This window comes from Streptomyces sp. C36, from assembly GCF_040932295.1.
In the GTDB taxonomy this organism is placed as follows: Bacteria; Actinomycetota; Actinomycetes; order Streptomycetales; family Streptomycetaceae; genus Streptomyces; species Streptomyces triculaminicus.
This window is the reverse complement of the sequence record NZ_JBFQGI010000007.1, coordinates 82,664-106,837: the sequence shown is the minus strand read 5'-3', so window position 1 is coordinate 106,837 and position 24,174 is coordinate 82,664. Positions and strand designations below refer to the sequence as shown.

Annotated in this window: 24 protein-coding genes; 15 read left to right on the top strand and 9 right to left on the bottom strand. The window is 71.7% G+C overall.

Going from position 1 to position 24,174, the window contains the following annotated elements; genetic code table 11:
- Positions 1-35: 35 nt before the first annotated feature.
- Entirely contained in the window at positions 36-1,484 is a 1,449-nt protein-coding gene (locus tag AB4K12_RS21775) for an ABC transporter substrate-binding protein (RefSeq protein WP_368435786.1), read from the top strand.
- 100 nt (positions 1,485-1,584) lie between these two features.
- Here the strand turns inward: AB4K12_RS21775 and AB4K12_RS21770 are convergent, their stop codons facing one another.
- A complete protein-coding gene (locus AB4K12_RS21770; protein WP_368435785.1) occupies positions 1,585-1,986 on the bottom strand; it encodes a hypothetical protein in 402 nt (133 codons plus the stop codon).
- Positions 1,987-2,143: 157 nt separating this feature from the next.
- A complete protein-coding gene (locus tag AB4K12_RS21765) occupies positions 2,144-2,401 on the bottom strand; it encodes a hypothetical protein (RefSeq protein ID WP_362253000.1) in 258 nt (85 codons plus the stop codon).
- A 509-nt stretch (positions 2,402-2,910) separates the two neighbouring features.
- Here AB4K12_RS21765 and AB4K12_RS21760 point away from each other — a divergent pair.
- The 3 genes from AB4K12_RS21760 to AB4K12_RS21750 all read left to right on the top strand — a co-directional run bounded on the left by AB4K12_RS21760 (position 2,911) and on the right by AB4K12_RS21750 (position 4,521).
- On the top strand, positions 2,911-3,168 hold the full coding sequence (locus AB4K12_RS21760) for a hypothetical protein (protein ID WP_368435784.1): 258 nt from the start codon (positions 2,911-2,913) through the stop codon (positions 3,166-3,168).
- A gap of 94 nt (positions 3,169-3,262) precedes the next feature.
- A complete protein-coding gene (locus AB4K12_RS21755) occupies positions 3,263-4,246 on the top strand; it encodes a hypothetical protein (protein ID WP_368435783.1) in 984 nt (327 codons plus the stop codon).
- A gap of 41 nt (positions 4,247-4,287) precedes the next feature.
- Positions 4,288-4,521, top strand: coding sequence for a hypothetical protein (locus tag AB4K12_RS21750; protein WP_086572094.1), 234 nt, complete (start codon positions 4,288-4,290; stop codon positions 4,519-4,521).
- 33 nt (positions 4,522-4,554) lie between these two features.
- Here the strand turns inward: AB4K12_RS21750 and AB4K12_RS21745 are convergent, their stop codons facing one another.
- Positions 4,555-5,337 carry an alpha/beta fold hydrolase gene (locus AB4K12_RS21745; RefSeq protein WP_368435782.1) on the bottom strand — a complete coding sequence of 261 codons (783 nt, stop codon included), beginning with the start codon at positions 5,335-5,337 and terminating at the stop codon, positions 4,555-4,557.
- Positions 5,338-5,398: 61 nt separating this feature from the next.
- On the opposite strand from AB4K12_RS21745, the gene AB4K12_RS21740 reads away from it, so the two are divergent.
- Genes AB4K12_RS21740 through AB4K12_RS21730 form a run of 3 tightly spaced genes read left to right on the top strand, consistent with a single transcriptional unit; the run spans position 5,399 to position 8,413 of the window.
- Positions 5,399-5,743, top strand: a complete 345-nt coding sequence (locus tag AB4K12_RS21740) for a MerR family transcriptional regulator (RefSeq protein WP_368435781.1) — start codon at positions 5,399-5,401, stop codon at positions 5,741-5,743.
- Positions 5,744-5,789: 46 nt separating this feature from the next.
- Positions 5,790-6,212 (top strand): hypothetical protein, encoded by a 423-nt coding sequence (locus AB4K12_RS21735; RefSeq protein WP_368435780.1) that lies wholly within the window; start codon positions 5,790-5,792, stop codon positions 6,210-6,212.
- Positions 6,212-8,413, top strand: coding sequence for a DUF4132 domain-containing protein (locus tag AB4K12_RS21730; RefSeq protein WP_368435779.1), 2,202 nt, complete (start codon positions 6,212-6,214; stop codon positions 8,411-8,413). The genes AB4K12_RS21735 and AB4K12_RS21730 overlap by 1 nt, the downstream gene beginning before the upstream one ends.
- A 95-nt stretch (positions 8,414-8,508) precedes the next feature.
- Here AB4K12_RS21730 and AB4K12_RS21725 read toward each other — a convergent pair whose 3' ends face one another.
- The 4 genes from AB4K12_RS21725 to sdhC are packed head-to-tail and all read right to left on the bottom strand — an operon-like array spanning position 8,509 to position 11,919.
- Complete coding sequence (locus AB4K12_RS21725; RefSeq protein ID WP_086572083.1) at positions 8,509-9,267, bottom strand: succinate dehydrogenase iron-sulfur subunit; 759 nt, start codon at positions 9,265-9,267, stop codon at positions 8,509-8,511.
- Positions 9,267-11,021, bottom strand: coding sequence for a succinate dehydrogenase flavoprotein subunit (gene sdhA, locus AB4K12_RS21720; protein ID WP_362252981.1), 1,755 nt, complete (start codon positions 11,019-11,021; stop codon positions 9,267-9,269). The genes AB4K12_RS21725 and sdhA overlap by 1 nt, the downstream gene beginning before the upstream one ends.
- 32 nt (positions 11,022-11,053) lie before the next feature.
- Positions 11,054-11,530 carry a succinate dehydrogenase hydrophobic membrane anchor subunit gene (locus tag AB4K12_RS21715; protein WP_086572079.1) on the bottom strand — a complete coding sequence of 159 codons (477 nt, stop codon included), beginning with the start codon at positions 11,528-11,530 and terminating at the stop codon, positions 11,054-11,056.
- An 8-nt stretch (positions 11,531-11,538) separates the two neighbouring features.
- A complete protein-coding gene (sdhC, locus tag AB4K12_RS21710) occupies positions 11,539-11,919 on the bottom strand; it encodes a succinate dehydrogenase, cytochrome b556 subunit (protein WP_368435778.1) in 381 nt (126 codons plus the stop codon).
- 361 nt (positions 11,920-12,280) lie between these two features.
- On the opposite strand from sdhC, the gene AB4K12_RS21705 reads away from it, so the two are divergent.
- From AB4K12_RS21705 to AB4K12_RS21670, 8 genes are all read left to right on the top strand, one after another.
- Positions 12,281-13,855, top strand: coding sequence for a glycoside hydrolase family 20 protein (locus tag AB4K12_RS21705; RefSeq protein ID WP_368435777.1), 1,575 nt, complete (start codon positions 12,281-12,283; stop codon positions 13,853-13,855).
- Between the two features lie 121 nt (positions 13,856-13,976).
- Complete coding sequence (locus tag AB4K12_RS21700; RefSeq protein WP_368435776.1) at positions 13,977-16,061, top strand: glycosyltransferase family 4 protein; 2,085 nt, start codon at positions 13,977-13,979, stop codon at positions 16,059-16,061.
- Positions 16,062-16,175: 114 nt separating this feature from the next.
- Positions 16,176-16,700 (top strand): hypothetical protein, encoded by a 525-nt coding sequence (locus AB4K12_RS21695; protein ID WP_086575370.1) that lies wholly within the window; start codon positions 16,176-16,178, stop codon positions 16,698-16,700.
- A 337-nt stretch (positions 16,701-17,037) separates the two neighbouring features.
- A complete protein-coding gene (locus AB4K12_RS21690) occupies positions 17,038-18,024 on the top strand; it encodes a DUF4328 domain-containing protein (RefSeq protein WP_368435775.1) in 987 nt (328 codons plus the stop codon).
- Positions 18,025-18,058: 34 nt separating this feature from the next.
- On the top strand, positions 18,059-18,706 hold the full coding sequence (locus tag AB4K12_RS21685) for an RNA polymerase sigma factor (protein ID WP_368435774.1): 648 nt from the start codon (positions 18,059-18,061) through the stop codon (positions 18,704-18,706).
- Complete coding sequence (locus tag AB4K12_RS21680; RefSeq protein ID WP_368435773.1) at positions 18,706-19,923, top strand: hypothetical protein; 1,218 nt, start codon at positions 18,706-18,708, stop codon at positions 19,921-19,923. The genes AB4K12_RS21685 and AB4K12_RS21680 overlap by 1 nt, the downstream gene beginning before the upstream one ends.
- Positions 19,924-20,105: 182 nt before the next feature.
- A complete protein-coding gene (locus AB4K12_RS21675; RefSeq protein WP_368435772.1) occupies positions 20,106-21,695 on the top strand; it encodes a methylmalonyl-CoA mutase in 1,590 nt (529 codons plus the stop codon).
- A 31-nt stretch (positions 21,696-21,726) separates the two neighbouring features.
- Positions 21,727-21,945 (top strand): hypothetical protein, encoded by a 219-nt coding sequence (locus AB4K12_RS21670; protein WP_086574955.1) that lies wholly within the window; start codon positions 21,727-21,729, stop codon positions 21,943-21,945.
- A gap of 42 nt (positions 21,946-21,987) precedes the next feature.
- On the opposite strand, the gene AB4K12_RS21665 is transcribed toward AB4K12_RS21670, so the two are convergent.
- Both AB4K12_RS21665 and AB4K12_RS21660 read right to left on the bottom strand, forming a co-directional pair.
- Positions 21,988-22,575: a flavodoxin family protein gene (locus AB4K12_RS21665; protein ID WP_368435771.1), complete on the bottom strand. Its 588-nt coding sequence runs from the start codon at positions 22,573-22,575 to the stop codon at positions 21,988-21,990.
- 18 nt (positions 22,576-22,593) lie between these two features.
- A complete protein-coding gene (locus AB4K12_RS21660; protein WP_368435770.1) occupies positions 22,594-24,141 on the bottom strand; it encodes an alpha/beta hydrolase in 1,548 nt (515 codons plus the stop codon).
- Positions 24,142-24,174: the final 33 nt, after the last annotated feature.

Sequence of the window (24,174 nt, the reverse complement as noted above, 5' to 3'; positions counted from 1 at the left end):
CGGAGGGGGGTGGATCCGGCCAAAGACCGATCAGCGTGGGCACGACCGACACGGTCAGCACGCTCGACCCGGCGGGCGCCTACGACGCGGGCTCCTGGGCGCTCTACAGCAACATCTACCAGTCGCTGCTGACCTACGCCCCCGGCTCCAGCACCCCGGTGCCGGACGCGGCACGGCGGTGCGGCTTCTCGGGCGACGACTTACGCACCTACGTCTGCGAGCTGCGGCCCGGCCTGACGTTCTCCAACGGGCACCCGCTGACGGCGGCCGATGTGAAGTTCTCCTTCGACCGCATGACGCGCATCAAGTCCCCGCAGGGGCCGGAGTCGCTGGTGGAGACCCTGCGATCGGTCGACGCCTCGGCGGCCGGAGACACGGTGACCTTCCGGCTGAAGGTGCCGGACGCCACCTTCCCGTTCAAGATCGCCACCGGCGGCGGTGCGATCGTCGACCACCGGACCTACCCGGCGAACCGGCTGCGCAACGGCACCACCGTGGACGGCTCCGGCCCGTACCTCCTCGACGCCTACACGGCGGGCGCGAGCGCGGAGCTGAAGCCCAACAAGCGCTACCAGGGCGCGATGAAGCGGCAAGGGAACGACGTGACGGTGCGGTACTTCGCCGACCCGGCCCGGCTGGCGCAGGCCTGGCAGCGCCGGGACCTCGACGTCGTCGGCCGCCAGCTGCCGCCCGCCGACCTGGCGGGGCTCTCGCCCTCGGAGACGGCCTTCCGGGTCAGCGAGACGACCGCCGCCACCATGCGCGCGCTCGTCTTCAACCTGCGCGACGGCTCGCCGATGAAGGACCAGGCGGTGCGCCAGGCGATCGCGGCGGTCCTCGACCGCAGCGCACTGGCCAGGGACGTCCATCTGCGCACGGTGGAACCCCTGTACTCGCTCATCCCCCAGGGCATCACGGGCCACACGACGTCCTTCTACGACGCCTACCCCCAGCCCGACACGGACCTCGCCGCCCGGCTCCTGGCCCGGGCGGGACTGACGGCGCCGGTGCGCTTCGGCCTCGCCTACTCGCAGGGCGTCGCCACGGACGAGGAGGCGGCGCTGCTGAAGAAGCAGCTCGAGGCCACGGGACTGTTCCGCGTGGACACCCGCCGGGTGGGCTGGCAGGAGTTCCAGGAGGGCTACGCCCGGGGCGCGTACGACGCGTACACCATCAGCTGGGTGGCCGACTTCCCCGACCCCGACACCTTCACCACCCCGCTGCTGGGGGCGGGCAACGCCCTGCACACCGGCTACTCCAGCCCCCGCATCGACAAGCTCATCCGCGCCACCCAGAAGAACGACGACCGGGGGCGCGTCTCCGAGGACTTCCGCGCCATCCAGCGCATCGTCGCCGAGGACGTCCCCCTGGTGCCGTTGTGGCAGAAGAAGGACTACGCGGTGAGCACGAAGTCCATCTCCGGCGCCCAGTACCTGTCGGACGGCACGGGCATTTGGCGGCTGTGGCAGCTGAGGCGGATGTGAGAGGGCGGTAGGGGCGGTACGGTGCGCGCCGGCGGCCTCCTGTCCGGCTCGGCGCGCTCCCTGTCGGAGATCAAGCAAACGTGTCAGTTAAGGAATCGGGTCAGAAGCGGTTGCGCTCGTCGCTGGCGAAGAAGAAGCCGAAGGCCGCGCTGGCCAGGGCGACGATCGGGGTGATGACCAGGCTGATCTCGCGGTAGTCGTCACTCTTGAAGTGGGTCCAGTGGCCGAGGACCAGCGCCAGCGTGGGAACGCCGGTGAGGAGGCCGACGAGCCACAGCAGCCCCACCGCCAGGGTGCGGCGGGTCTCGCTCATATGGCGCTCCTTCAGGCCCACGACCTGGTCGTCGCGCACCCTCGGGTCCGGCTGCTCGTCCTCCTCGAACACGCCGCGCACCGGTGCGGCGGGCGAGCTCAACCCGACTTCCCGGAGGAAGGCGAGGTCCAGGCCGTTGCCGGCGGGCGCCTCGTCCTCGATCAGGTCTTCCGGTCGGCCTGACGTCATGGGCATCAACTCTCTTCCGGAACGTGCGGAGATGGGTCTTCCGGTGGGGGTGGCGGCCAGGGGGCCGCCGGGCCCAGCGTCCAGACGTTCGCGCCGGGCAGGGGCTGTTCGTCCTCCCACAACTCCTCGTCGTTCAGGGGCGGTCGAGGCGGTTCCGTCACTCGTGGGGACACCCCCGTTGGCCGGGGACGCAGGTGCAGACCATGATCGGCGGACCGATCCGCCAGGTCTCGACGTCGGGCAGCGGCATCTCCTCCTCCCGGAGCACCACTTCGCCGTTCAGGAAGGGGTCCGGATCGTCGGGGCGGATGAACTCTCTGGGGAGTTGGGGCACTGGAAGCAGCTGACAGGCGTTGTGCCACTCGTAGAAGGGGGTGAGGAAGCCCCCCGCCTTGGCGTTCTCGCAGATCCTCACGCGTGGTGCCCCCTCTGAGGTTCGCCCGAGGGCGAAGGGATGACGGTGCCGCAGGTGCCCCCAAGTGTTGCCTGGGGCGATCCTATCACATGTGGTGTGACTCTCATCAACATTCGATCCACATTTCATGCACATCAGATGTGGATCGCCGTCACATCTGAAGCTCACGTCATGCGGATTTGCTTGACATTGGTTGCTTCGGAGCGCAGGATGAGGGAGCGCGTTGGATCCAGTACGGCTGAAGGGAATGGTCTGATGGGTTGTTTAGCTGTCCTGTGAAGTCCGACCGGCCGGCTGGTGTGACCGCCGGTGCCGTATGCGGCTGTGGTTGCGTATAGGGGGAACCACGCCCAGGCGGAGCAATGGGGTTGCTTCGTACTTGCGTGCGGCATGGATGCCGACTCGTGTGCACGTGTCTGTCGGGATGGCCCGGGCCTGGAAGCCCGGTGGCCGGAGCCCGATCGTTGCCGTGCCCGGGTCATCGTGAACCTTCGAATGGGAGCCCTGGCATGCCCGAGAACTCGACCGACACGCCGACCACAGCGCCTGCAACCGACACTCAAGTCACTCGGCTAAGCGTGAACATCAACGCGGAAACAGCTGCCAAGCTCCGCTGGTACAAGGAACACAAGGGCATCTCGATCACCGAGACGGTGCGCCGCGCCGTCGCCCTGCTGGATCTTGTGGAACGAGAGACCGCGAACGGCAGCGAAGTTCTGCTCAAGTCGCGCGACGGCAAGTCGGTCCGTCAGCTGTGGATGGTCTGACCCGGATGTCCCGAATGTAGATCTGCTTTCCAACTCCCCTCCTCCGTCGCACACTTCGGAAGAAGAGTGCGCACCGACGGGGGATCGGACCGGCATGAGTGGTTACGCACAGGACTTCACCTGGCTGTGGACAGGTCTCGGCCTCGGCGTGCTCGGCGCCTGGGCGTGGGGGTTGCTGCTGCTCCACGCCGACCGCAGGCAGCGAGCGGTCCGCGGGCCGGGACCGGCCGCCGGCTGGGGTGACTACGCACTGGCCCGGGCGTCGCGCGAGGACCCGGACCGGCTCGCGCCCACGGTCGCCGTGGCGCTGCTGCACCGGGGGGCCCTGGTCTGCCGGGACGGCATCCTGCACGCCATGCCCGGCGTCCCCGCTGCGGAGGACCCGCTCGAGCGGGCCATGGTCGCGGCCGCGACCCCTCCGGCGGACCTTCCCGCCCTCGTGCGGCGCGAGCCGTACGCGACCGCCGCGGCGGAGTACGACCGCCTGCTGACCGCCCGGGGCCTGCTGCCGCTGCCCGTCCGCCCGCTCCCGCTCCGGCCGTTCGGCCTGCTCGCGGCGCCCGCCCTCATGGTGCTCGGGGTGCGGCTCGGCCTGCTCACGGCGGACGGCCCGCCCCCGGGAGCGGAGTACGCCTGGGACTGGGGCGTCTTCGCGGGGCTCCTGCTTCTGGCGGTGGCCGCGATGGCGGCCCTGCACCGGAGCCGGGCCGCCAGGGGGCTCACGCCCTACGCCCGGATCCCCGAGGTCGCCGCGGAGAGCACCCGCCTGCGCGGCAAGCTGATCACGCACGAGAGGCGGGCGAACGAACGCCGCGTCCACCGACCCCGGCTGGGCGTCGACGCGCCCGGCCTGGCCCACGCCCTGGCCGTACTCGGCCCCGTCGCGCTCGCCGACCGCGAGGTCGCCCGCTGCCTGGGCTGCGAGTGGACCCCGCCCCACCGCGTCAACCAGTGGGAGGTCGTGAGGGCCGCGCTCGAGAAGTCCGGCGGCAGCGGCGAGGGAGTCGGGCTCGGCGGGGCGTGCGGCGGGGGTTCGGGCTGCGGCGCGGGCTGCGGAGGCGGCTGCGGCGGCCTCTGACCGGCACCCCGCCGACGCGTTCGCCATGGCAGTCTGAAGAGATGGACCAGTACCCCTGGCGCGCCCCCGCCTCGCCCGCGTCCCCCGGCGAGCCGCCGTACTACACGACCGACACGTGCGCCGGCTGCGGCGCCGTCGTCCACGGCATCCACGCCCGCTGGACGTGCGCGGCCTGCGGCGCCTGCAGCCCGTACCAGGAACCCCCCGAGGGCTGGGCCACCGAGATCACCCCGGAGGAGCAGGCCACCAACACCGTCGGCTACGACACGCCCTAGCGGCAGGCCGTCCGCAGCCGTGTCCGCCGCCGCTCACAGACCCTTCCGGTCCAGGAAGTCCGTGATCAGCTTCTGCCACTCCTCCGGCCGCTCGGCCATCGGGACGTGGCCCGTGGCGATCTCGGCGTACTCGGCGCCGGAGATGCGGTCCGCCAGGTAGCGCGAGTTGGCGGGGGAGACGAGGGTGTCCTGGGTGGTGGCGATGACCAGGGTGGGCACGGAGATGCCCGCGAGGTCGGCGGTGGTGTCGGCGGTCCGTACGGCACCGGCCTGGTCGCCGGCGCCGGGCGGGACGGTCGCGGCGATCTGGTCGAGGAAGGGGCCCACCTGGTCCTGGGGCACGGCGTTGTAGAAGTCCTCGCCGAAGCCCGACAGGGCGACGAAGCGGGCGAAGGACTGCGTGTCACCGTCGGCCAGCAGCTTCTGCCAGAGGTCGATCGAGGCCAGCAGCCGGTTGTCGGGGCGTGCCAGGCCCGCGGTCAGCACGAGGCCGCGTACGCGCTCGGGGTGGCGGGCGGCCACGCGTACGGACACCAGGGTGCCCAGCGAGTAGCCGATCAGCGTGAAGGTCTCCAGGCCCGCCCGGTCCGCCTCGGCGACGAGCGCGTCGGCCAGGAGGTCGACGGTGAGCCCGTCCGGCAGGCGCGGCGTGGCGCCGGAGCCGGGGTAGTCGGGGGCGACGACCGTGTGGGCGGCGGCCAGGGCCGGGAGGATCGGGGCGTAGTTGCCCTCGATGCCGCCGCCCGCGCCGTGCGCGAGGAGGAGGCCGGGGCCGGAACCGGTGACGGACGTGGAGAGCGCGGGAATGCGTGTCATGGGCAGGAGGTTGCCGTATGACATCAGTGTCAAGGTCAAGTCCGGCGGGGGAACGTCGCGCATGCGCATCGGTGAGCTGTCACGTCGTACGGGAGTGAGCCCTCGGCTCCTGCGCTACTACGAGCAGCAGGACCTGCTCAGCTCCGAGCGCGACGCCAACGGCTACCGCCGCTACCACCCCGACACCGCCGAACGCGTCACCCGGATCCGCGAACTGCTCGACGCCGGACTGACGACGGAGATCATCCGGACCCTGATGCCCTGCGCCCAGGGCGGCCCCGGGCTGCGGTCCTGCTCCCACTCCGTGCAGGTGCTGGACGATCAGATGGCCCGCATGGAGGCGGAGATGGAGGAGCTGCGCCGCAAGAGGGAAGCGCTGCTGGAGGTCAGCTCCGGCCTGCGCTGACAGGTGCCCGGGGGCGTTGTCAGTGGTCGCCCCTACTCTCTGTCACATGGCAAAGGTGAGGCTCGTCGACGAGACGACATCGGGGGAGCGACGCGACGCCTGGGCGCTCGAGTGGCCGGAGGCGCGGCTGACGCTGCGTGAAGTGATCCGCCGTCGGGTGTTCGAGGAGGTGGCCGCGCTCGACGCGGCCCGCGCGGAGGGCGGCCAGGGGCTGGTCGAGCCGACCGAGACCGAGCGCCTGCTCAACGGCACCGGCACCGGCACTGACAACGGCACCGGTACCGACAAGCGCGAGGCTTGGCACACGCTCCCGCAGAAGCACTACGAGCGCGCGCTCGCCGACTTCGGCCGCAACGGCTTCCTGGTGCTCGTCGGCGACCGGCAGATATGGGACCTCGACGAGGAGGTCGACCTGACGGCCGGCGCCGAGATCACGTTCCTCAAGCTCGTTCCGCTGGTGGGTGGCTGATGACGACGACGACCGACGACCAGGCCCGCATGGAAGAGCTCGGGCGGCTCCACGTCTGCTACAACACCCACAAGCTGTGGCCCCTGCTGAGGACCGCGCTCGCCGCCGGGCAGCCGCTCCCCGGCTCGTTCGTCGGCGTGCTCCGGCGCACGGCCATGGTCGCCGCCTGGCAGGTCGAGAAGGACTGGGCGAAGACCGTCGCCGGCCTGACCGAGCCCGTCGTCAACCCGGGGGAGGCCTGGACCGACCGCGCCCTGGCCGAGCTGCCCGCGCTCGGCGACACATGGCGACGGCTGCTCGCCCACGCCGCCACCGCCCGCACCGCGCGGCCCGCCGCCAAGTGGGACAAGACCGCCCGGGCCCTGTTCGACGAGCTCGACGAGGCCCCCGACGCCGTACGCCGGCGCCTGCTGTCCTGGATCGGGCTCGCCGGCCGCCCCCGGACCGGGCCGCCGCTGCACGTCCCGGAGTACGGCTCGGACCCCAACGACGAGTTCGACCCGTACAACGTCGACGCCCTGCGCGGCATCACCTGGCTGCTGGCCCTGCTCCCGCCGCACTCCGACACCGTCCGCGCCCTGGGCACGCTGGTGACGTACTCGCTGCGCAAGGTCCCCGGCCTCGGCCCGCGCAGCCCCAAGCTCGCCAACGCGGCCGTGCTCGCCCTCTCCCGCATCGACGGCGACCCGGCCCTCGCCGAGCTGGCCCGGCTCTCCGCCCGCATCACCTACAAGGGCACGCTCAAGCAGCTCGACACCGCGCTCACGGCCCGGGCCGAGGCGATGGGACTCGGCCGCGACGAGATCGAGGAACTGGCGGTCCCCTCGTACGGCCTGACGGAGGTCGGCCGTAGCGTCCACATCCTCGGCGACTGCACGGCCGAGCTGGTCGTCCGGGGCGGTAAGGCGGTCCTCGCCTGGCGCAACGCCACCGGAAAGGCCGTCAAGAGCCCGCCCGCCGGCGTGCGGCGCGACCATGGCGACGAGCTCAAGGAGCTCAAGGCGGCGGTCAAGGACATCGACGGCATGCTCGGCGCCCAGAGCGAGCGACTGGACCGGCTCTTCCTCTCCCGCCGCCGCTGGACGTACGCCGCCTGGCGCGAGCGCTACGCCGACCACCCGCTCGTCGGCACCCTCGCCCGCCGGCTGCTGTGGATCGTCGACGGCCGGGCCTGCGGCTTCGCCGACGGCGCCTGGCGCACGCCGGCCGGCGACGCGGTGACGGCCGGCCCGGACGCCCCGGTCGAGCTGTGGCACCCGGCCGTCCGGGAGCCCGCCGAGGTCCTCGCCTGGCGCGAGTGGCTCGAACAGCACGGCGTCACCCAGCCGTTCAAGCAGGCCCACCGCGAGGTGTACCTGCTCACCGACGCCGAGCGCGCCACCCGCGTCTACTCCAACCGCTTCGCGGCCCATGTGCTGCGCCAGCACCAGTTCCACTCCCTCGCCGCCGTCCGCGGCTGGAACAACAAGCTGCGCCTGTGCGTCGACGACTCCTACCCGCCCGCGACGCGCGAGCTGCCCGAGTGGGGGCTGCGCGCGGAGTTCCGGGTGGACGGCGTCGAGGACAGGACGGGGGCGGACATCACCGCGTCCGGCAGCTATCTGTGGCTGTCCACCGACCAGGTCCGCTTCTACCCCGTCGGCGCGCCGCTGCACACGGCCCACGCCGGCTCCGGCGACTACCGCCCGGGCTGGAACGAGACGCCCGTCGAGCCGATACCGCTGGCGGAGATACCGCCCCTGGTGCTGAGCGAGGTGCTGCGCGACGTCGACCTGTTCGTCGGCGTGGCGAGCGTGGGCAACGACCCCACCTGGCAGGACGGCGGCCCCGAGGGCCGCTTCCGGGACTACTGGACCTCGTACGGCTTCGGCGAGCTGTCGCAGAGCGCGCGGACCCGCGCCGAGCTGCTGGAGCGGATCGTGCCGCGGCTGGCGATCGCCGACCGCTGCCGGGTCGAGGGCCGGTTCCTGCTGGTGCGGGGCGAACTCCACGCGTACAAGATCCACATGGGCTCGGGCAACATCCTCATCAGCCCGCACGACCGGTACCTGTGCATCGTGCCCAAGGCGGCCGGGGCGGCGGCGGACGCCGGCTATCTGCCCTTCGAGGGCGACCGGACGCTCTCCACGATCCTCAGCAAGGCCATGATGCTCGCCCGGGACGAGGAGATCACCGACCGGACCATCACCAGCCAGCTCTGAACCGAACCGGACTGGACCGGACTGGACCGAACGAAACGAAAGGTCCCGCTCCCTCGCGGGAACGGGACCTTTCGGAAGACGCGGCGGACCGCAGGTCAGAAGCGGCGCGTGATCAGCGCACGCTTCACTTCCTGGATCGCCTTCGTGACCTCGATGCCACGCGGGCACGCGTCGGTGCAGTTGAAGGTCGTCCGGCAGCGCCAGACGCCGTCCTTGTCGTTGAGGATCTCCAGGCGCTGCTCTCCGGCCTCGTCACGCGAGTCGAAGATGAAGCGGTGCGCGTTGACGATCGCCGCCGGGCCGAAGTACTGGCCGTCGTTCCAGAACACCGGGCACGAGGAGGTGCACGCGGCGCACAGGATGCACTTGGTGGTGTCGTCGAAGCGCTCGCGGTCCTCGGCGGACTGCAGGCGCTCGCGCGTCGGCTCGTTGCCCTTGGTGATGAGGAAGGGCATGACGTCGCGGTACGCCTGGAAGAACGGCTCCATGTCGACCACGAGGTCCTTGAGCACCGTCAGGCCCTTGATGGGCTCGACCGTGATCGGCTTCTCGGGGTTGATGTCCTTGATCAGCGTCTTGCACGCGAGGCGGTTCTTGCCGTTGATCCGCATCGCGTCGGAGCCGCAGATGCCGTGCGCGCAGGAGCGACGGAACGTCAGCGAGCCGTCCAGGTCCCACTTGATCTTGTGGAGACCGTCGAGGACGCGCTCCTTGGGGTCGATCTCGACCTGGAAGTCCTGCCAGGTGGCCTCGGCCGAGACCTCCGGGTTGAACCGGCGGACGCGGAAGGTGACCGTGATGTACGGCGAGACCTCGGCCGGGGACTCGGCCTTCTCGAGAGTCGGGGTAGCCATCAGTACTTACGCTCCATCGGCTGGTAGCGGGTCTGGACGACCGGCTTGTAGTCGAGGCGGATCGAGTCCTTGCCGTCCGCGTCGACCTCGCGGTACGCCATGGTGTGGCGCATGAAGTTGACGTCGTCGCGGTTGGGGTAGTCCTCGCGGTAGTGACCGCCGCGGGACTCCTTGCGCGCGAGCGCGGAGACGGCCATCACCTCGGCCAGGTCGAGCAGGTTGCCCAGCTCGATGGCCTCCAGCAGGTCCGTGTTGAAGCGCTTGCCCTTGTCCTGAACGGACACGTTCTTGTAGCGCTCACGCAGCTCGGCGATCTTCTCGACGGCCGTCTTGATGGTCTGCTCGGTGCGGAAGACCATGACGTTGGCGTCCATGGTCTCCTGCAGCTCCTTGCGGAGCTCGGCGACCCGCTCGCTGCCGGTGGAGTTGCGCAGCCGCTCGACCTGGTCGACGACGAGCGCGGCCGGGTCCTCCGGCAGCTCGACGAAGTCGGCCTTCGCGGAGTACTCGGCGGCGGCGATGCCGGCGCGCTTGCCGAAGACGTTGATGTCGAGCAGCGAGTTCGTGCCCAGGCGGTTGGCGCCGTGCACGGACACGCAGGCGACCTCGCCGGCGGCGTACAGGCCGGGGACGACGGTGTCGTTGTCGGACAGCACCTCGCCCTCGACGTTGGTCGGGATGCCGCCCATGGCGTAGTGCGCGGTGGGCTGGATCGGGATCGGGTCCGTGTAGGGCTCGATGCCGAGGTACGTCCGGGCGAACTCGGTGATGTCCGGGAGCTTGGCGTCCAGCTGCTCCGGCGGCAGGTGGGTGAGGTCGAGGAAGACGTGGTCGCCCTCGGGACCGCAGCCACGGCCCTCGCGGATCTCCGTGTAGATGGAGCGCGAGACGACGTCGCGCGAGGCGAGGTCCTTCATGACCGGCGCGTACTTCTCCATGAAGCGCTCGCCGTCCTTGTTGCGGAGGATGCCGCCCTCACCGCGGGCGCCCTCCGTCAGCAGGATGCCCATGCGCCAGATGCCGGTCGGGTGGAACTGGAAGAACTCCATGTCCTCCAGCGGCAGGCCACGGCGGTAGCAGGCGGCCTGGCCGTCACCGGTCAGGGTGTGGGCGTTGGAGGTCACCTTGAAGAACTTGCCGGTGCCGCCGGAGGCGTAGATGACCGACTTCGCCTGGAAGACGTGGATCTCGCCGGTGGCCAGCTCGTAGGCGACCACACCGGCGGACTTCTTGACGCCGTCGACCTCGGTGATCAGCTGGTCCAGGACGTAGAACTCGTTGAAGAACTCCACGCCCTCCTTGACGCAGTTCTGGTACAGCGTCTGGAGGATCATGTGGCCGGTGCGGTCCGCGGCGTAGCAGGACCGGCGGACCGGGGCCTCGCCGTGGTTACGGCTGTGACCGCCGAAGCGGCGCTGGTCGATGGTGCCGTCCGGGGTGCGGTTGAACGGCAGGCCCATCTTCTCGAGGTCGAGGACCGCGTCGATGGCCTCCTTCGCCAGGATCTCGGCGGCGTCCTGGTCGACCAGGTAGTCGCCACCCTTGATCGTGTCGAAGGTGTGCCACTCCCAGTTGTCCTCCTCGACGTTCGCGAGGGCGGCGGCCATGCCGCCCTGGGCGGCGCCGGTGTGGGAGCGGGTGGGGTAGAGCTTGGTGAGCACCGCGGTGCGGCTGCGCTTGGTCGACTCGATGGCCGCGCGCATGCCGGCGCCACCGGCGCCGACGATGACGGTGTCGTACTTGTGAATCTTCATGAGTGGGTTACCTCAGTCCCTCAGCCCGTGGCCTAGCGGATGTTCGGGTCGAAGGTGAAGATCACCAGCGTGCCCAGCAGGACGGTGAACACCGTGGCGGTGTACAGCAGCATCTTCAGCCAGAAACGGGTGTTGTCACGTTCGGCGTAGTCGTTGATGACCGTGCGCAGGCCGTTGGCACCGTGCAGCATCGCCAGCCACAGCATGATCAGGTCCCATGCCTGCCAGAACGGCGAGGCCCAGCGGCCGGCCACGAAGGCGAAACCGATCTTGCTGACGCCGCCGTCGAGGACGAGCTGGATCAGCAGGTGGCCGAGGACCAGGACGACCAGCAGGATGCCGGACAGGCGCATGAAGAGCCAGCCGTACATCTCGAAGTTGGTGCGCGTGGCCTTCGGGGTCTTCTTGGTGCGCTTGCGCGGCGCCTCGATGACCGGAGCCGGGTTGTCGACGTCGTAGAGCGTGACGTCGTCGACGCCGCTCACGGCGGGGGTGGTTTCAGCGGACATCTTGCGACTCAGCTCCCGAACAGCGTGCGCAGCGTGTGCTGGAGCACGGGGTAGAAGGCGCCTGCCATCAGCACGGCCCAGACCGCGACCACGGACCAGAGCATCTGCTTCTGGTAGCGCGGTCCCTTGGACCAGAAGTCCACGGCGATGACCCGCAGGCCGTTGAGAGCGTGGAAGAGGATGGCGGCCACGAGGCCGTACTCCATCACGTTGACGATGGGCGTCTTGTACGTCGCGACCACGTCGTCGTACGCCTCGGGGGAGACGCGGACGAGAGCGGTGTCGAGGACGTGTACGAACAGGAAGAAGAAAATGAGGACGCCAGTGACTCGATGAGCCACCCAGGACCACATGCCTTCCCGGCCGCGGTACAGCGTTCCAGCCGGCACGGAAAACCCTCCGGGAGCGGGGATTGGGGCCTGCCGGCTTCACTGTCGGTCGGGCCCGGCCGGGTACGGTCCACCGGCCCTGGCCATCGTAGCGACGCCTTGTCGCTTCGGTCCCCCGGGGTGGGCAGGTGTGATCAAACAGGCACGTACGGCCTAGGACCTCCGGCTACCTGCGGGAACCTTGTCCGATACCTCCCGGCGTGTCTGAATGCCTATTGGGGTAGATACGGAGAAAAGCCATATCTTCGCCATATAGATCCCTTTTAGGATCTATAAGGAGGTTTACTCCATGGGACGGACGGAACGGCCGGCAAGGACTCCTCGCGCTTCCGCCATCCGGGGCGTTGTGGCCACTTGTGCCATGGTGGTCACTTTGTCCCTGATGGGCTGTCCACGGGACGGGTCCGCCGATCGCCCGAGCGACGACGACTCGCGCTCGGCCCGGGCCTCGGACTCCTCGCCGGCCGCCCCCTCCTCCGCCCCCGCCGTCTTCGCGCCCCCGCCCGTGCGGCCGGTCAAGCCCGCCACCGTCCCCTCGGTGCGCACCTACAACCAGCGCACCGGCCCCGGCTGGCGGCCCGCCCCCGGCGCCCGCGTCGTCGCCGACCCCGGCGGGCCGCTGGCCGACGAGGCCCGCCGGCTCGCCGAGGACCTCAGGCTGCCCACCGGCCCCGGGCCCGCCCGGCCCGGCGACGTGGAGCTGGGCCTGCGCGCCGGGCAGAGCGGCGGCCCCGAGTCCTACGAGCTGACCGTCCAGGGCCGCAAGGCGACGATCACCGCGCCCGACGAGGCGGGCCTGTTCTACGGCACCCGCACCGTCGTCCAGGCCGTCCGCACCGCCGGCGGCCTGCCCGAGGGCGTCCTGCGCGACGGGCCCGACCGGCCCCAGCGCGGCCTCAACCTCGACGTCGCCCGCAAGCACTTCACCGCCGGCTGGATCGAGGCCCGGCTGCGCGAGATGGCCGACCTCAAGCTCAACCAGCTGGCCCTGCACTTCTCCGACGACCAGGGCTTCCGCATCGAGTCCGCCTCGCATCCCGAGGTCGTCTCGCCCCAGCACCTCACCAAGGCCGAGCTCCGCCGGATCGTCGCCCTCGCCAGCGCCCTGCACATCACCGTCGTCCCCGAGATCGACTCGCCCGGCCACCTCGGTGCCGTCATGACCGCACACCCCGCGCTCCAGCTGCGCGACGCCGCCGGAACCGTGGCCCGGGGCGCGGTCGACGTCGCCAACCCCGAGGCCGCCCGCGTCGTCGACGACCTGCTGCGCGAGTTCGCTCCCCTCTTCCCCGGCCCGTACTTCCACCTGGGCTCCGACGAGTACCGCGCGCTGATGGCGAAGAACCCGCAGGTCGCCTACCCGCGGCTGGCGGAGCTGGCCCGGCAGAAGTACGGCCCCCGGGCGCTGGTGCAGGACCTGGCCACGGGCTGGCTCAACGAACGGGCCGCCGTCGTGCGCGCCCTGGGCAAGACGCCCAAGGCCTGGAACGACGGCTTCTTCCGGGGCGGGGTCGTCACACCCGACAAAACCATCGAAGTCGAATACTGGACGGGCAAGGAACTCGGGGCGCGTCCCCCTCAGGAGTACCTGAACGAGGGACGCACGGTGGTCAACCTCAACGACGAGTACCTCTACTACGTGCTCGGCGAGCCCAACCAGTTCCGCTACCCCACCGGAGAGCGCATCTACCGCCAGTGGTCGCCCGCCGTCCTGCGCGGCACCGTGCCCGTCCCGGCCGGACCCACCGGCGCGGACCGGATCCCCGGCGGCCGGCTCGCCGTGTGGTGCGACCGGGCCGAGGCCCAGACGCCCGAGCAGGTCGCCGCCGGCATCCGGCTTCCGCTGGCCGCCGTCGCCCAGAAGCTGTGGGATCCGGCGCCGCCGCAGCTCACATGGTCCGATTTCTCCGCTTTGGCCACTCGCGTGCGACGCTGAGCCGAAGGGCCTAACCTCCGGGGATGAAGCCTGCGGCGCGCGCGGCGCACCCGTACGGCCCACCCCGGCGGTGTGCGCGCCCGCGCGCCGCGCCTTGAACGCGCACTTGAACGAGGGCCCGATGAAGATCGAATTCCTGCTGCACAACGCGTATGGCATCGGCGGCACCATCCGCTCGACCGTCAACCTGGCCGCCGCCCTCGCCGACCGGCACGAAGTGAGCATCATCAGCGTCAACCGGCCCGCCGACGAGCCGGAGCTCACCATCGACCCCCGGGTGCGCCTGGTGCCGCTGGTCGACCTGCGCGAGGGCACCGAGGGCGACGAGTACACGGACCCCCTCAACCAGCGCCCCAGCGAGATCTTCCGCGACGAGCGCATCGACAACGGCCGCATGGCCGCCACCGCCCTCACCGACCGGCGGGTCGCCGACCACCTCGCCGCCACCGACGCCGACGTCGTCATCGCCACCCGCCCCAAGCTCATCGGCTACCTCGCGAAGTACGCCGCCGACCGTCCCTACCTGCGCCTGGGCCAGGAGCACCTCACCCACGAGGCGCACGTCGCCGAGCTGCACGCCGTGATGGACCCGGCGATCGCCGCCCTCGACGCCTTCGCCACCGTCTCCGAGGCCGACGCCGGGCACTACCGCGAGGCCCTGCCCGACGCCCACGCGCGCATCCTCTCCATCCCCAACGCCGTCCCCGCCCCGGTCGCCGCCCCCTCCGACGGCACCTCGAAGACGATCGTCTCCGCCGGCCGCCTCGTCGGCGTCAAGCGCTACGACCGCCTCATCGCCGCCTTCGCCAAGGTCGCCGCCGACCGCCCCGACTGGAACCTGCGCATCTACGGACGCGGCCCCGCCAAGGCCAAGCTGCGCAAGCAGATCGAGGAGCTGGGCCTGTACGAGCGCGTCACGCTGATGGGTGCCCGCTCGCCCATCGAGACCGAATGGTCCAAGGGAGCCGTCGCCGCCGTCGCCTCCGACGCCGAGTCCTTCGGCATGACCATCGTCGAGGCCATGCACGCGGGCCTGCCGGTGATCGCCACCGACTGCCCCTACGGCCCGCGCGAGATCCTCACCGACGGCACCGACGGCGTGCTCGTCCCGCTCGACGACTCCGACGCCGTCGACGCCTACGCCGACGCCCTGCTGAAGCTGACCGGCGACGCCGAACTGCGGGCCCGCCTGGGCACGGCCGCCCGCACCGCCGCGCACCGCTACGAACCGTCCGCCATCGCCCAGCGCTACGAGCAGCTCTTCGAGGAGCTGCGCCCCGGCAGCACCGCGCCGGGCAAGGCGAAGAAGGGCGGGCTGCTGCGCGGCCTGTTCGGCGGCGGCCGCAAGGAGCGCGGACCCGTCGCCCCGGCGCCGGCCGCCCAGGGCGACACCGCCCACCCCGACGCGCGCTGCGCGGTCGACGCCGACGGCTCCCTGCTCGTCCGCCTGCGCGCCGAGCAGCTGACCGCGGCCGACACCCACGTCCTGCTCCGGCACCGGGGCAGCAAGGGCAAGGAGGCGGTCCGGGCCGCGCTGCCCAAGCAGCGCCCCGAGCCGGGCCAGTGGGTCGAGGCCCGCGTCGAGCGCGACGCCCACACCCTGCCCGAGGGGCGCTGGGACAGCTATGTGGAGCGCTCCGGCGACAAGTCGCGCCGCCGGCTGGCCGCCGCGCTCGTCGAGCAGAAGGCACTGCTGACCCTGCCCCCGCGGCAGACCGCCGAGGGCGCCTCGGCCTGGGTGCCGTACGAGACGAGCGACGGCTTCCTGGCGGTGCGCACCTGGCTGCGCACCCAGCACGTCGAGGCCGCCGAGGTACGGGTGGGCGAGGACGGGATCATGGTCACGCTCGAGGCGATGGGCGACGCGCGCCTCGGCGAGGGCGCCGAGCTCGTCGCCCGGCTGCGCGGCGCCGACGGCTCGGTGGACGACGTCCGCGCGGCCGTCGAGAACGGCACCGGCCTCCTGCCCTACGAGCCGATGACCCGGCGCATCGGCGCGGAGCAGGACCTGTGGGACCTGTACGTGCGCCCGTCGGCCGGCGCCGCGCTGGTGCGCCTCGGCCGCATCTCCGGCGACTTCGCCGACCGCAAGGGCATCGACACCTTCCCGGCCGCGACGCGTGGCGCGGTGCGGCTGCGCCCGTACTTCACGGTCACCAACGACCTGACGGTCACGGTGAAGGACCTGGAGAGCGAGGACGCCTGAGCCCGCCCGGGGCTGATGTGACGCGAGAAGAGCCCGCCGCGCTGTACGTCCCAGAGCCGTTTGTTTCGCGGACGGAAACGTTCGTGGAGACGAACAGACCGAAGGGGAACGCTCATGGGCTTCTGGGGCTACTTACTCCTCGGCCGTGGCGGCGACCGGGCACTCGCCGAGTGCCCGGTCCTCGCCGCGAGCCGTGAACACCTGATACCGGCCGGGACCTTCGCCGGCGGCTGGCAGCTGTGGCGGCACCCCGGCCCGCCCGAACCGGCCGGCGTGGACGCGCTCGTGCGGGCGCTCGCCGACGAGACCGGCGCCCCGGCGCTGGCCGCCTACGTCATGGAGAGCGACTGCGCGGTCGTCGGCGGCGCCCACCCCGGCGGCGCGAGTTGGTCCGCCTGCCTGGGCCGGACCCCGCTGGCCCGCTACATGGCCGACACCGAACTCGGCCTCGACGAACTCTTCCCCACCCCCGAGGCGGCCGCGGCCGACTGCGCCGCCTGGGCGGCGGAGGCCGGGCACGCGGCGGACGCGGCGGAGCTGGCGGGAGTGCTGGCCGCCGACCCCGAGCCGCTGGTCGAGAACCTCTTCCACGAACTCCTGGCGCGCCTCGGCATGGTGGAGCCGCTCGCCGGCCGCTGAGCGGCGACGTACGAACGCGGAGATGAACGTAGGGATGTATGTAGAGATGTACGGACGGAGGGCGGCCGGGGCCGCCACCCCCCACAGGAGAGGCCCCGGCCGCCCGTCCGTTGCGAACCCTGGTGAGGTACGCACTCCTTACAGCGCCGCTAATCGAAAATTCGTCACACCCGGGGTACTGGCGGGTAGGCGCAAACGTGGCCGGTAGCGCTCAGGGGCGCATGCCGGGGCGCGTAGTATCACCCGCTCGTAGACGTTTTCCCTGTGGCCGGGAGCCGGGCCACCACTCTGGGGGTCAGTAGAGATGTATCCGTGCGGTCATTGCCGCGCCACCGCCGTGGGCCCCGACGGACGCTGCGCCGCGTGCGGGGCGTACCAGCAGCCGGTGGCGGCGCCGGTGACGGCCGCCCCGGCGGGCTACGGCTATCCGCCGCCCCCGCCCGCGCCGATGGGCCTGCCCGTCGGCGGGATCGACCTGCGTCGCGGCGTGCGCGTCGCGGTGATGGTGCTGCTGGGCGTGTGCGTCCTGGCGGCGCTGCTGCACGTGGCCGCGACCGGCCAGCAGCGCAGCGCCGTCGAGGACGTCATCAGCGGCGGCGTCATGGCCATGGACCGCGAGAAGATCAACGACGCGGACGACTTCGCGAGCTCGATGACCATCCTCCAGATGCTGTCGATGCTGGCGACGGGCGTGCTGTGGGTCATCTGGTTCCGCCGGATGCGGCTCAACGCCGAGGTCTTCGCGCCCGGTACGCACCGCTTCAGCAGCGGCTGGGCGGTGGGCGCGTGGATCACGCCGGTCGTCAACCTCTGGTTCCCCAAGCAGATGGCCAACGACATCTACCGCGCCAGCTCCCCGGCGGGCCCGCAGAGCGCACCCAAGGGGCTGCTCAACGCCTGGTGGACGGTGTGGCTGGCGAGCATGGTGGTCGGCGGGATCGGAACGTCCCTGTACCAGTCGGCCAACAGCGAGATCCGCACGAACCTCGGCTCGGACCCCGGCGACGCCCTCGAGAGGCTCAGCACCTCGCTCGCGGTCAGCGGCCTGTCGGAGCTGCTCTCCGCCGCGGCCGCCGTGCTCGCGCTGCTCGTCGTCCGGCAGTTGTCCGGGATGCAGGAGCAGCGGGCCATGGGCGGCATGCCGCCCGGCATGCCTTACGGTGCGCCCGCTCCGGCCCAGGGCTGGGCTCCCGCGATGCCGCCCGCCATGCCTCCCATGCAGCCCGGCGGCCCGGTCCCGCCGCCGTACGGTGCGCCGTACGGTCCTCCGCCCAGCGCCCCGCCGCCGCAGAATCCTTTCGGCAGCGGTCCGGCTGGCTACTGAACCACGGGCACGGTACGTGGTGCAGGATGAGAGCGTGCAGGGGGACGACGCTGAGCTGACCGTCGCGGTGCGCGCGGCACAGGGTGGGGACGAGACGGCATTCCGTACGGTCTACCGGGCCGTGCATCCCCGACTCCTCGGATACGTACGCACGCTGGTCGGCGAGGCGGACGCGGAGGACGTGGCCTCGGAGGCGTGGCTGCAGATAGCCCGCGACCTCGAGCGGTTCACCGGCGACGCCGACCGGTTCCGCGGCTGGGCGGCCCGCATCGCCCGCAACCGCGCGCTCGACCACATACGGATGCGCGGCCGGCGGCCGGCCATCGGCGGCGACGAGAGCGAACTCGCCGGCCGGGCCGCCGACGCGGACACCGCCGGGGAGGCCCTCGAGGCCCTCGGCACCGGGCGGACCTTCGCCCTCATCGCCCAGCTCCCGCAGGACCAGGCCGAGGCCGTCGTCCTGCGCGTGGTCGTCGGACTCGACGCCAAGAGCGCCGCCGGTGTGCTGGGCAAACGCCCCGGCGCGGTGCGCACCGCCGCCCACCGCGGCCTGCGCCGACTGGCCGAACTGGTCGGCGGCGACACCACCCCCGGACAGCGGCAGTCACCGGCAGGCGCGAGCGGACCCAACGCTTCTGCCGGTGTGACGCAATTGCGCGCGCGGACGCAGAAGGACATGTGATGGCGGACGACCACCGGTACGACTGGCTGGATGACGACGCCGTGGAGCGGCTGCTGCGCGGCGATTTCGTCGCGGGTCGCGACGAGAAGAACGCGAAGAACGCGAAGAATCCGACGACGGACACGACGAACGCTGCGGACACGACGAACGCTGCGGACACGACGAACGCTGCGGACACGACGAACGCTGCGGACACGACGAACGCCGCGGGCACGATGGGCACCGCGGACACGCCGGGCGTGACGAGCACGGCCGGGATGAACGTCGGCGAAACCGATGTGACGGACGCCGCCACCGCCGGCACGGCTGCCGACGCCAGGATCGTGGCCGAGCGGCTCGACGCGGTGCTGCGTTCCCTCGCCGTGCCCTCCGTGCCCGCCGACGCCCCGCTCCCCGGCGAGGAGGCGGCGGTCGCGGCGTTCCGCGCGGCCCGCGCCTCCGCCGCCATGCCCGTCGCACCCGCCGCGGTCCGACGCGCCAGACCGTTCTCCGCCCTCCGTTCCTTCCTCGACCGCCCCCTGAAGACCGTCCTCGCGCTGACGCTGGCCGGCTGCGCGGTGGGCGGCGTCGCGGTGGCCGCCGGTACGGGCGTCCTGCCCAGCCCCTTCGGCCGCGCCGCCAAGTCGCCCGGCGCCGACCGCAGCGTGGCGGCCGCCGAGGGTTCCGGCACCACGACCGCCGGCCCCGGCACCACCGCCCCGGGCACCACCCCCTCGCCCGGCCGGACCGGCGGCAAGCACCCGGGCGCGAGCTCCGAGCCGCACGCCTCCGGCAAGCCCGGTAAGGGCACCCCCTCCGAGCCCGGTGGCAAGGCGACCGGGCCGGGCCGCTCCCCCTCGGCCACCCCGCCCGGCGACGCAGGCAAGGACGACGGGAACAAGGACGACGGGCAGAGCGGTCAGACCGGACAGACCTGGGCCGCCCGCCTGTGCCGCGAGTTCCTGACGAACGGAAAGCAGAAAGGCAGCGGCTCGGGCCTCGACGAGGAGGGCGTACGCACCCTCGAGCGCAGCGCCGGCGGCGCCGCGGCGATCCGCGCGTACTGCGAGCGGCTGCTGAGCGTCATCGACGGCGACGAGGCGGACGACGGCTCCTCGGGCGGCCTCGGCGACCAGGTCGTCCCGCGTCCTCCGCGCACCCGCAACCAGTCCCACACCGGCCTCCTGGAGCCCCTGCCCGCACCGGGTGTGACGTTTTCCGGGGGCACGGCGCTGTAAGAAGTGAGCCGACTGGTCATCGGCTGCGCAGGAGCCGGAGTTCCCCCCATACCGTCGGCTCCGCGCATCGGCGCGGGCGGGGCTCTTTCCCCCGGCTCTGCCCGCGCCCCCCACTCCTCGCCCCCGCGCACCGCTACAGTCCCAAGCGGAGTTTCCGCAACGGAGCGCGCGGGAGGCATCCCATGACCAAGCCCCGGCCGACCGAGTCCGGACCGCCCATCGAGCCCGTCTACGGCCCCGACGCCCTGGCCGGGTGGGATCCCGCCGACAGGCTCGGCGAGCCGGGCGCCTACCCCTACACCCGCGGTGTGTACCCCACGATGTACACCGGGCGGCCCTGGACCATGCGCCAGTACGCCGGCTTCGGCACGGCCGCCGAGTCCAACGCCCGCTACCGCCGCCTCATCGAACACGGCACCCACGGCCTGTCCGTGGCCTTCGACCTGCCCACCCAGATGGGCCACGACTCCGACGCACCGATCGCGAGCGGCGAGGTCGGCAAGGTCGGCGTCGCGATCGACTCGATCGAGGACATGCGGGTGCTCTTCGACGGCATCCCGCTCGGCGAGGTCTCCACCTCCATGACCATCAACGCCCCGGCGGCGCTGCTGCTGTTGCTCTACCAGCTGGTGGCCGAGGAACAGGGGGTGCCGGCCGAGCGGCTCACGGGCACCATCCAGAACGACGTGCTGAAGGAGTACATCGCACGCGGCACGTACATCTTCCCGCCCCAGCCCTCGCTCCGGCTGACCGCCGACATCTTCCGCTACTGCCGGGCCGAGATCCCCCGCTGGAACACCATCTCCATCTCCGGCTACCACATGGCCGAGGCCGGCGCCTCGCCCGCGCAGGAGATCGCCTTCACCCTCGCCGACGGCATCGAGTACGTCCGTACGGCCGTCGCGGCCGGCATGGAGGTCGACGACTTCGCGCCCAGGCTCTCCTTCTTCTTCGTCGCGCGGACGACGCTGCTGGAGGAGGTCGCCAAGTTCCGCGCGGCCCGGCGGATCTGGGCGCGGGTGATGCGCGAGGAGTTCGGGGCACGCGACCCGAAGTCGATGATGCTGCGCTTCCACACCCAGACCGCGGGCGTCCAGCTCACCGCGCAGCAGCCCGAGGTGAACCTGGTGCGCGTCGCCGTGCAGGGCCTGGCGGCCGTGCTGGGCGGCACCCAGTCGCTGCACACCAACTCCTTCGACGAGGCCATCGCCCTGCCCACGGACAAGGCGGCCCGGCTCGCGCTGCGCACCCAGCAGGTGCTCGCCTACGAGACGGACGTACCGGCGACCGTCGACCCCTTCGCCGGTTCCTACGCCGTCGAGTCGCTGACGGACCTCGTCGAGGAGGCCGCCGTCGACCTGATGCGCCGGGTCGAGGACCTGGGCGGCGCGGTGGCGGCGATCGAACACGGCTTTCAGAAGGCCGAGATCGAGCGCAACGCCTACCGGATCGCCCAGGAGACGGACGCCGGCGAACGGGTCGTCGTGGGCGTCAACCGCTTCCAGCTGGCGGAGGAAGAGCCCTACGAACCGCTGCGCGTGGACCCGGAGATCGAGACCCGGCAGCGGGAACGGCTCACCCGGCTGCGCTCGGAGCGGGACGCGCGGGCGGTCGGGACGGCGCTCACCGAGCTGAGGAAGGCCGCCGAGGGAACCTCGGCCAACGTCCTGTACCCGATGAAGGACGCGCTGCGGGCACGGGCCACGGTGGGGGAGGTGTGCGGGGCGCTGCGGGAGGTGTGGGGTTCGTACGTACCGACGGAGGCGTTCTGACCCGCCCCCGGGCTGGGGGACACTGGAAGGTATGTCCTCACCCCGCCGCACCTGCCCCGTATGCACCCGAGAGATCGCCGTCGTCGGCGGACGTTTCGCACGCCACGACCCCCCGGGCCGCCGCCCCGCGTTCTCGTACGAGCTGGTCTCCTGCCCCGGCTCACGCCGCTCGGCGCCGCTGCTGGCCACGGAACCCCGGCTGTTCGACCCGGAAGAGCCGCCGATGGACGGACAGCAGCAGCTCTTCTGACGCACGCCCTTCTGGAATGCCCCCTTCTGCTCCTTCGGGCGCCTACGCGCCGAAGAAGGTCTTCGCGGCGGTGAGCGTCGCGGTGTCCGCGTCGATGTCGTCCGGGCGGTTGCCGTGACCGACCAGCCCGCCGGCCCACTCCATGCCCATGTAGTCGGCGGTGAGGCGCAGCGTGCCGAGCAGCGGGTCGGCGTTGGCGGGGTCCTCGTCGCTGATCACCGTGATGCCCCAGAGCTTCTTGCCGGCCATCCGCTCCTTGAACCGCACCTGCTCGCGCAGGTGCAGCCAGCCCGCCCAGTAGTCCAGGTAGACCTTGGTGTCGGCGGACACGGTGTACCAGTAGAGCGGCGACGCGATGACGAGGTCGGTGGCCTCGAGGGTGGCGTCGAGCAGCAGCTTCTCGTCGCCGGTGGGAAGCGGGCGGGTGCGGTCGCCGGTGTGCCGCAGGTCGTCGAAGTCGGGCAGGGGGATGTCGCGCAGCCGCAGCCACTGCTGCTCCACCCCGGCGGGGAGCTGGGCGGCGGCCTTGCGGGCGAGCTTCTCGGTGTTGCCTCCGGTGCGGGAGCTACCGAGGAGGAAGAGGAACTTCCGCTCTGTGGGGTGCTGTTCGGGATTGATCGTGTCCGTCATGACCGGCCATAACCGTGATCACTTCGCTTTCATTCCGGCTGCGGTGCACAGGCCGTCCGATGCGGGTCGGCGGCCGGTGGTGAGGAAGGTGGTCACGGCGCGGTCGGCGCAGGCGTTGGCGCGCTTGTCGCCGCCGTCGACGAGATCTCCGCTGCCGAGGTAGACGCCGTGCCCACCGGCATCGACGCTCACCATGCGGGCCCGGTCGCCGAAGGCCTCGCGCATCTTCAGCGCCCCACGGTGCGGGGTCGCGGGGTCGCGCAGGTACTGCACCATGAGGACGTTCGACGGCCCGTCGGAGGTGATGCGCGTCGGCTTGTCGGCCGGCCCGTCCGGCCAGAACGCGCACGGCATGACACCCACCGGCATGCCGGCGGTCAGCGGATGCCTGGCCCGGTCGGCCTTCACGGCGCGGGCGTAGTCCGGTATCGAACCCGGCCAGCGCACGTCGTTGCAGATGACGCCGACGCTCACGGCGGCGTCGGCCGACGATATGAGCCCCGGCTCGTAGGGCACGGGCTTGTCGCCGGCGTCCCGGGCCTTGACGATCAGCGCGGCCAACCGGTCGAAGCTCCTGTCGCTGTAGAGCGACTGCTGCATCTCCGCGCGCAGCCGGTTGCCGGTGAGCTGCGGCTTGCCGTCCGCCGACCGCGCGGGCACGCGGTCGAGCTTCTCCGCGAGCGAGAGGAACAGCGGCCGTACGTCCCCGGCCCGCTCGGCGACCCTGTGCTCCTTGGCGAGCTCGGGGTCGGCCGCCCACTTGGCGAAGTCCGGGAACCGGTCGTCCGCCGCCCCCGACATGTTCGCCAGCCACCCGCGCTCGGCCCGGCTCGGATCCGGGTCGCCACTGCTGTCGAGCACCCAGCGGTCGGTGTGCTTCGGGTACTTCTGCGCGTACACCGCGCCCACGTACGTCCCGTACGACGTCCCCCACGCCGACAGCTTCTCCTCGCCGAGCGCCTGCCGGAAACGGTCGATGTCCCGCACCTCATTGGCCGTGGAGAACGACCGGATCACCTCCCCGCCGTTGCGCACACACGACTCGGCGATGCGCCGGGACCGGATGACGCTCTCGCTGATGTCACCGCCCGGCCCCGGCCAGGGCCGCAGGCCGGCGGATTCGAGGTCGTCCTCGCCCAGCTTGCAGTCGGCCCGCGTACTGTCGCCCACACCGCGCGGGTCGAGCGAGACGATGTCGTACGCCCCGCGCGTCTCCTTCCGCAGCTCCTGCCCCACGGCCGCCAGCTTGGCGTTCCCCGAGCCGCCGGGCCCGCCGGGAATGACCAGCAGCGTGCCGCGCCGGGCGGTGGGCCGGTCGCTGCGCAGGCGGGAGACGGCGACGTTGATCTGCGGGCCGGTCGGCTTGCGGTAGTCCAGCGGGACGGGCAGCTTGGCGCACTCCACCGCCGGGCCGGTCGAGTCGGCTGAGTCGGCCGAGCAGGGCTTCCAGGTGAGCGAGGGTGCGGCGGCCGGCCCCTGCGCCGCCTGGGCCGGGGCGGCCAGAGTGGCGGCGACGGCGGCGGAGGAGAGGGTCAGTAAGAGTGCTGAACGCTTCGTAAGTGCCATGCGTTCCATGGTGGTTGAGCGCGACGCCCGTGA

Excerpts from the sequence above, each read along its gene's own strand:
- sdhA (WP_362252981.1), bottom strand. The coding sequence starts at position 11,021 with ATGAAGATTCACAAGTACGACACCGTCATCGTCGGCGCCGGTGGCGCC.
- AB4K12_RS21675 (WP_368435772.1), top strand. The coding sequence starts at position 20,106 with ATGACCAAGCCCCGGCCGACCGAGTCCGGACCGCCCATCGAGCCCGTC.
- AB4K12_RS21745 (WP_368435782.1), bottom strand. The coding sequence starts at position 5,337 with ATGACACGCATTCCCGCGCTCTCCACGTCCGTCACCGGTTCCGGCCCC.
- AB4K12_RS21760 (WP_368435784.1), top strand. The coding sequence starts at position 2,911 with ATGCCCGAGAACTCGACCGACACGCCGACCACAGCGCCTGCAACCGAC.
- AB4K12_RS21665 (WP_368435771.1), bottom strand. The coding sequence starts at position 22,575 with ATGACGGACACGATCAATCCCGAACAGCACCCCACAGAGCGGAAGTTC.
- AB4K12_RS21705 (WP_368435777.1), top strand. The coding sequence starts at position 12,281 with ATGGTGGTCACTTTGTCCCTGATGGGCTGTCCACGGGACGGGTCCGCC.
- AB4K12_RS21735 (WP_368435780.1), top strand. The coding sequence starts at position 5,790 with ATGGCAAAGGTGAGGCTCGTCGACGAGACGACATCGGGGGAGCGACGC.
- AB4K12_RS21670 (WP_086574955.1), top strand. The coding sequence starts at position 21,727 with ATGTCCTCACCCCGCCGCACCTGCCCCGTATGCACCCGAGAGATCGCC.
- AB4K12_RS21700 (WP_368435776.1), top strand. The coding sequence starts at position 13,977 with ATGAAGATCGAATTCCTGCTGCACAACGCGTATGGCATCGGCGGCACC.
- AB4K12_RS21770 (WP_368435785.1), bottom strand. The coding sequence starts at position 1,986 with ATGACGTCAGGCCGACCGGAAGACCTGATCGAGGACGAGGCGCCCGCC.
- AB4K12_RS21680 (WP_368435773.1), top strand. The coding sequence starts at position 18,706 with ATGGCGGACGACCACCGGTACGACTGGCTGGATGACGACGCCGTGGAG.
- AB4K12_RS21715 (WP_086572079.1), bottom strand. The coding sequence starts at position 11,530 with ATGTCCGCTGAAACCACCCCCGCCGTGAGCGGCGTCGACGACGTCACG.
- AB4K12_RS21725 (WP_086572083.1), bottom strand. The coding sequence starts at position 9,267 with ATGGCTACCCCGACTCTCGAGAAGGCCGAGTCCCCGGCCGAGGTCTCG.
- AB4K12_RS21755 (WP_368435783.1), top strand. The coding sequence starts at position 3,263 with ATGAGTGGTTACGCACAGGACTTCACCTGGCTGTGGACAGGTCTCGGC.
- AB4K12_RS21695 (WP_086575370.1), top strand. The coding sequence starts at position 16,176 with ATGGGCTTCTGGGGCTACTTACTCCTCGGCCGTGGCGGCGACCGGGCA.
- AB4K12_RS21750 (WP_086572094.1), top strand. The coding sequence starts at position 4,288 with ATGGACCAGTACCCCTGGCGCGCCCCCGCCTCGCCCGCGTCCCCCGGC.
- AB4K12_RS21730 (WP_368435779.1), top strand. The coding sequence starts at position 6,212 with ATGACGACGACGACCGACGACCAGGCCCGCATGGAAGAGCTCGGGCGG.
- AB4K12_RS21660 (WP_368435770.1), bottom strand. The coding sequence starts at position 24,141 with ATGGCACTTACGAAGCGTTCAGCACTCTTACTGACCCTCTCCTCCGCC.
- AB4K12_RS21740 (WP_368435781.1), top strand. The coding sequence starts at position 5,399 with ATGCGCATCGGTGAGCTGTCACGTCGTACGGGAGTGAGCCCTCGGCTC.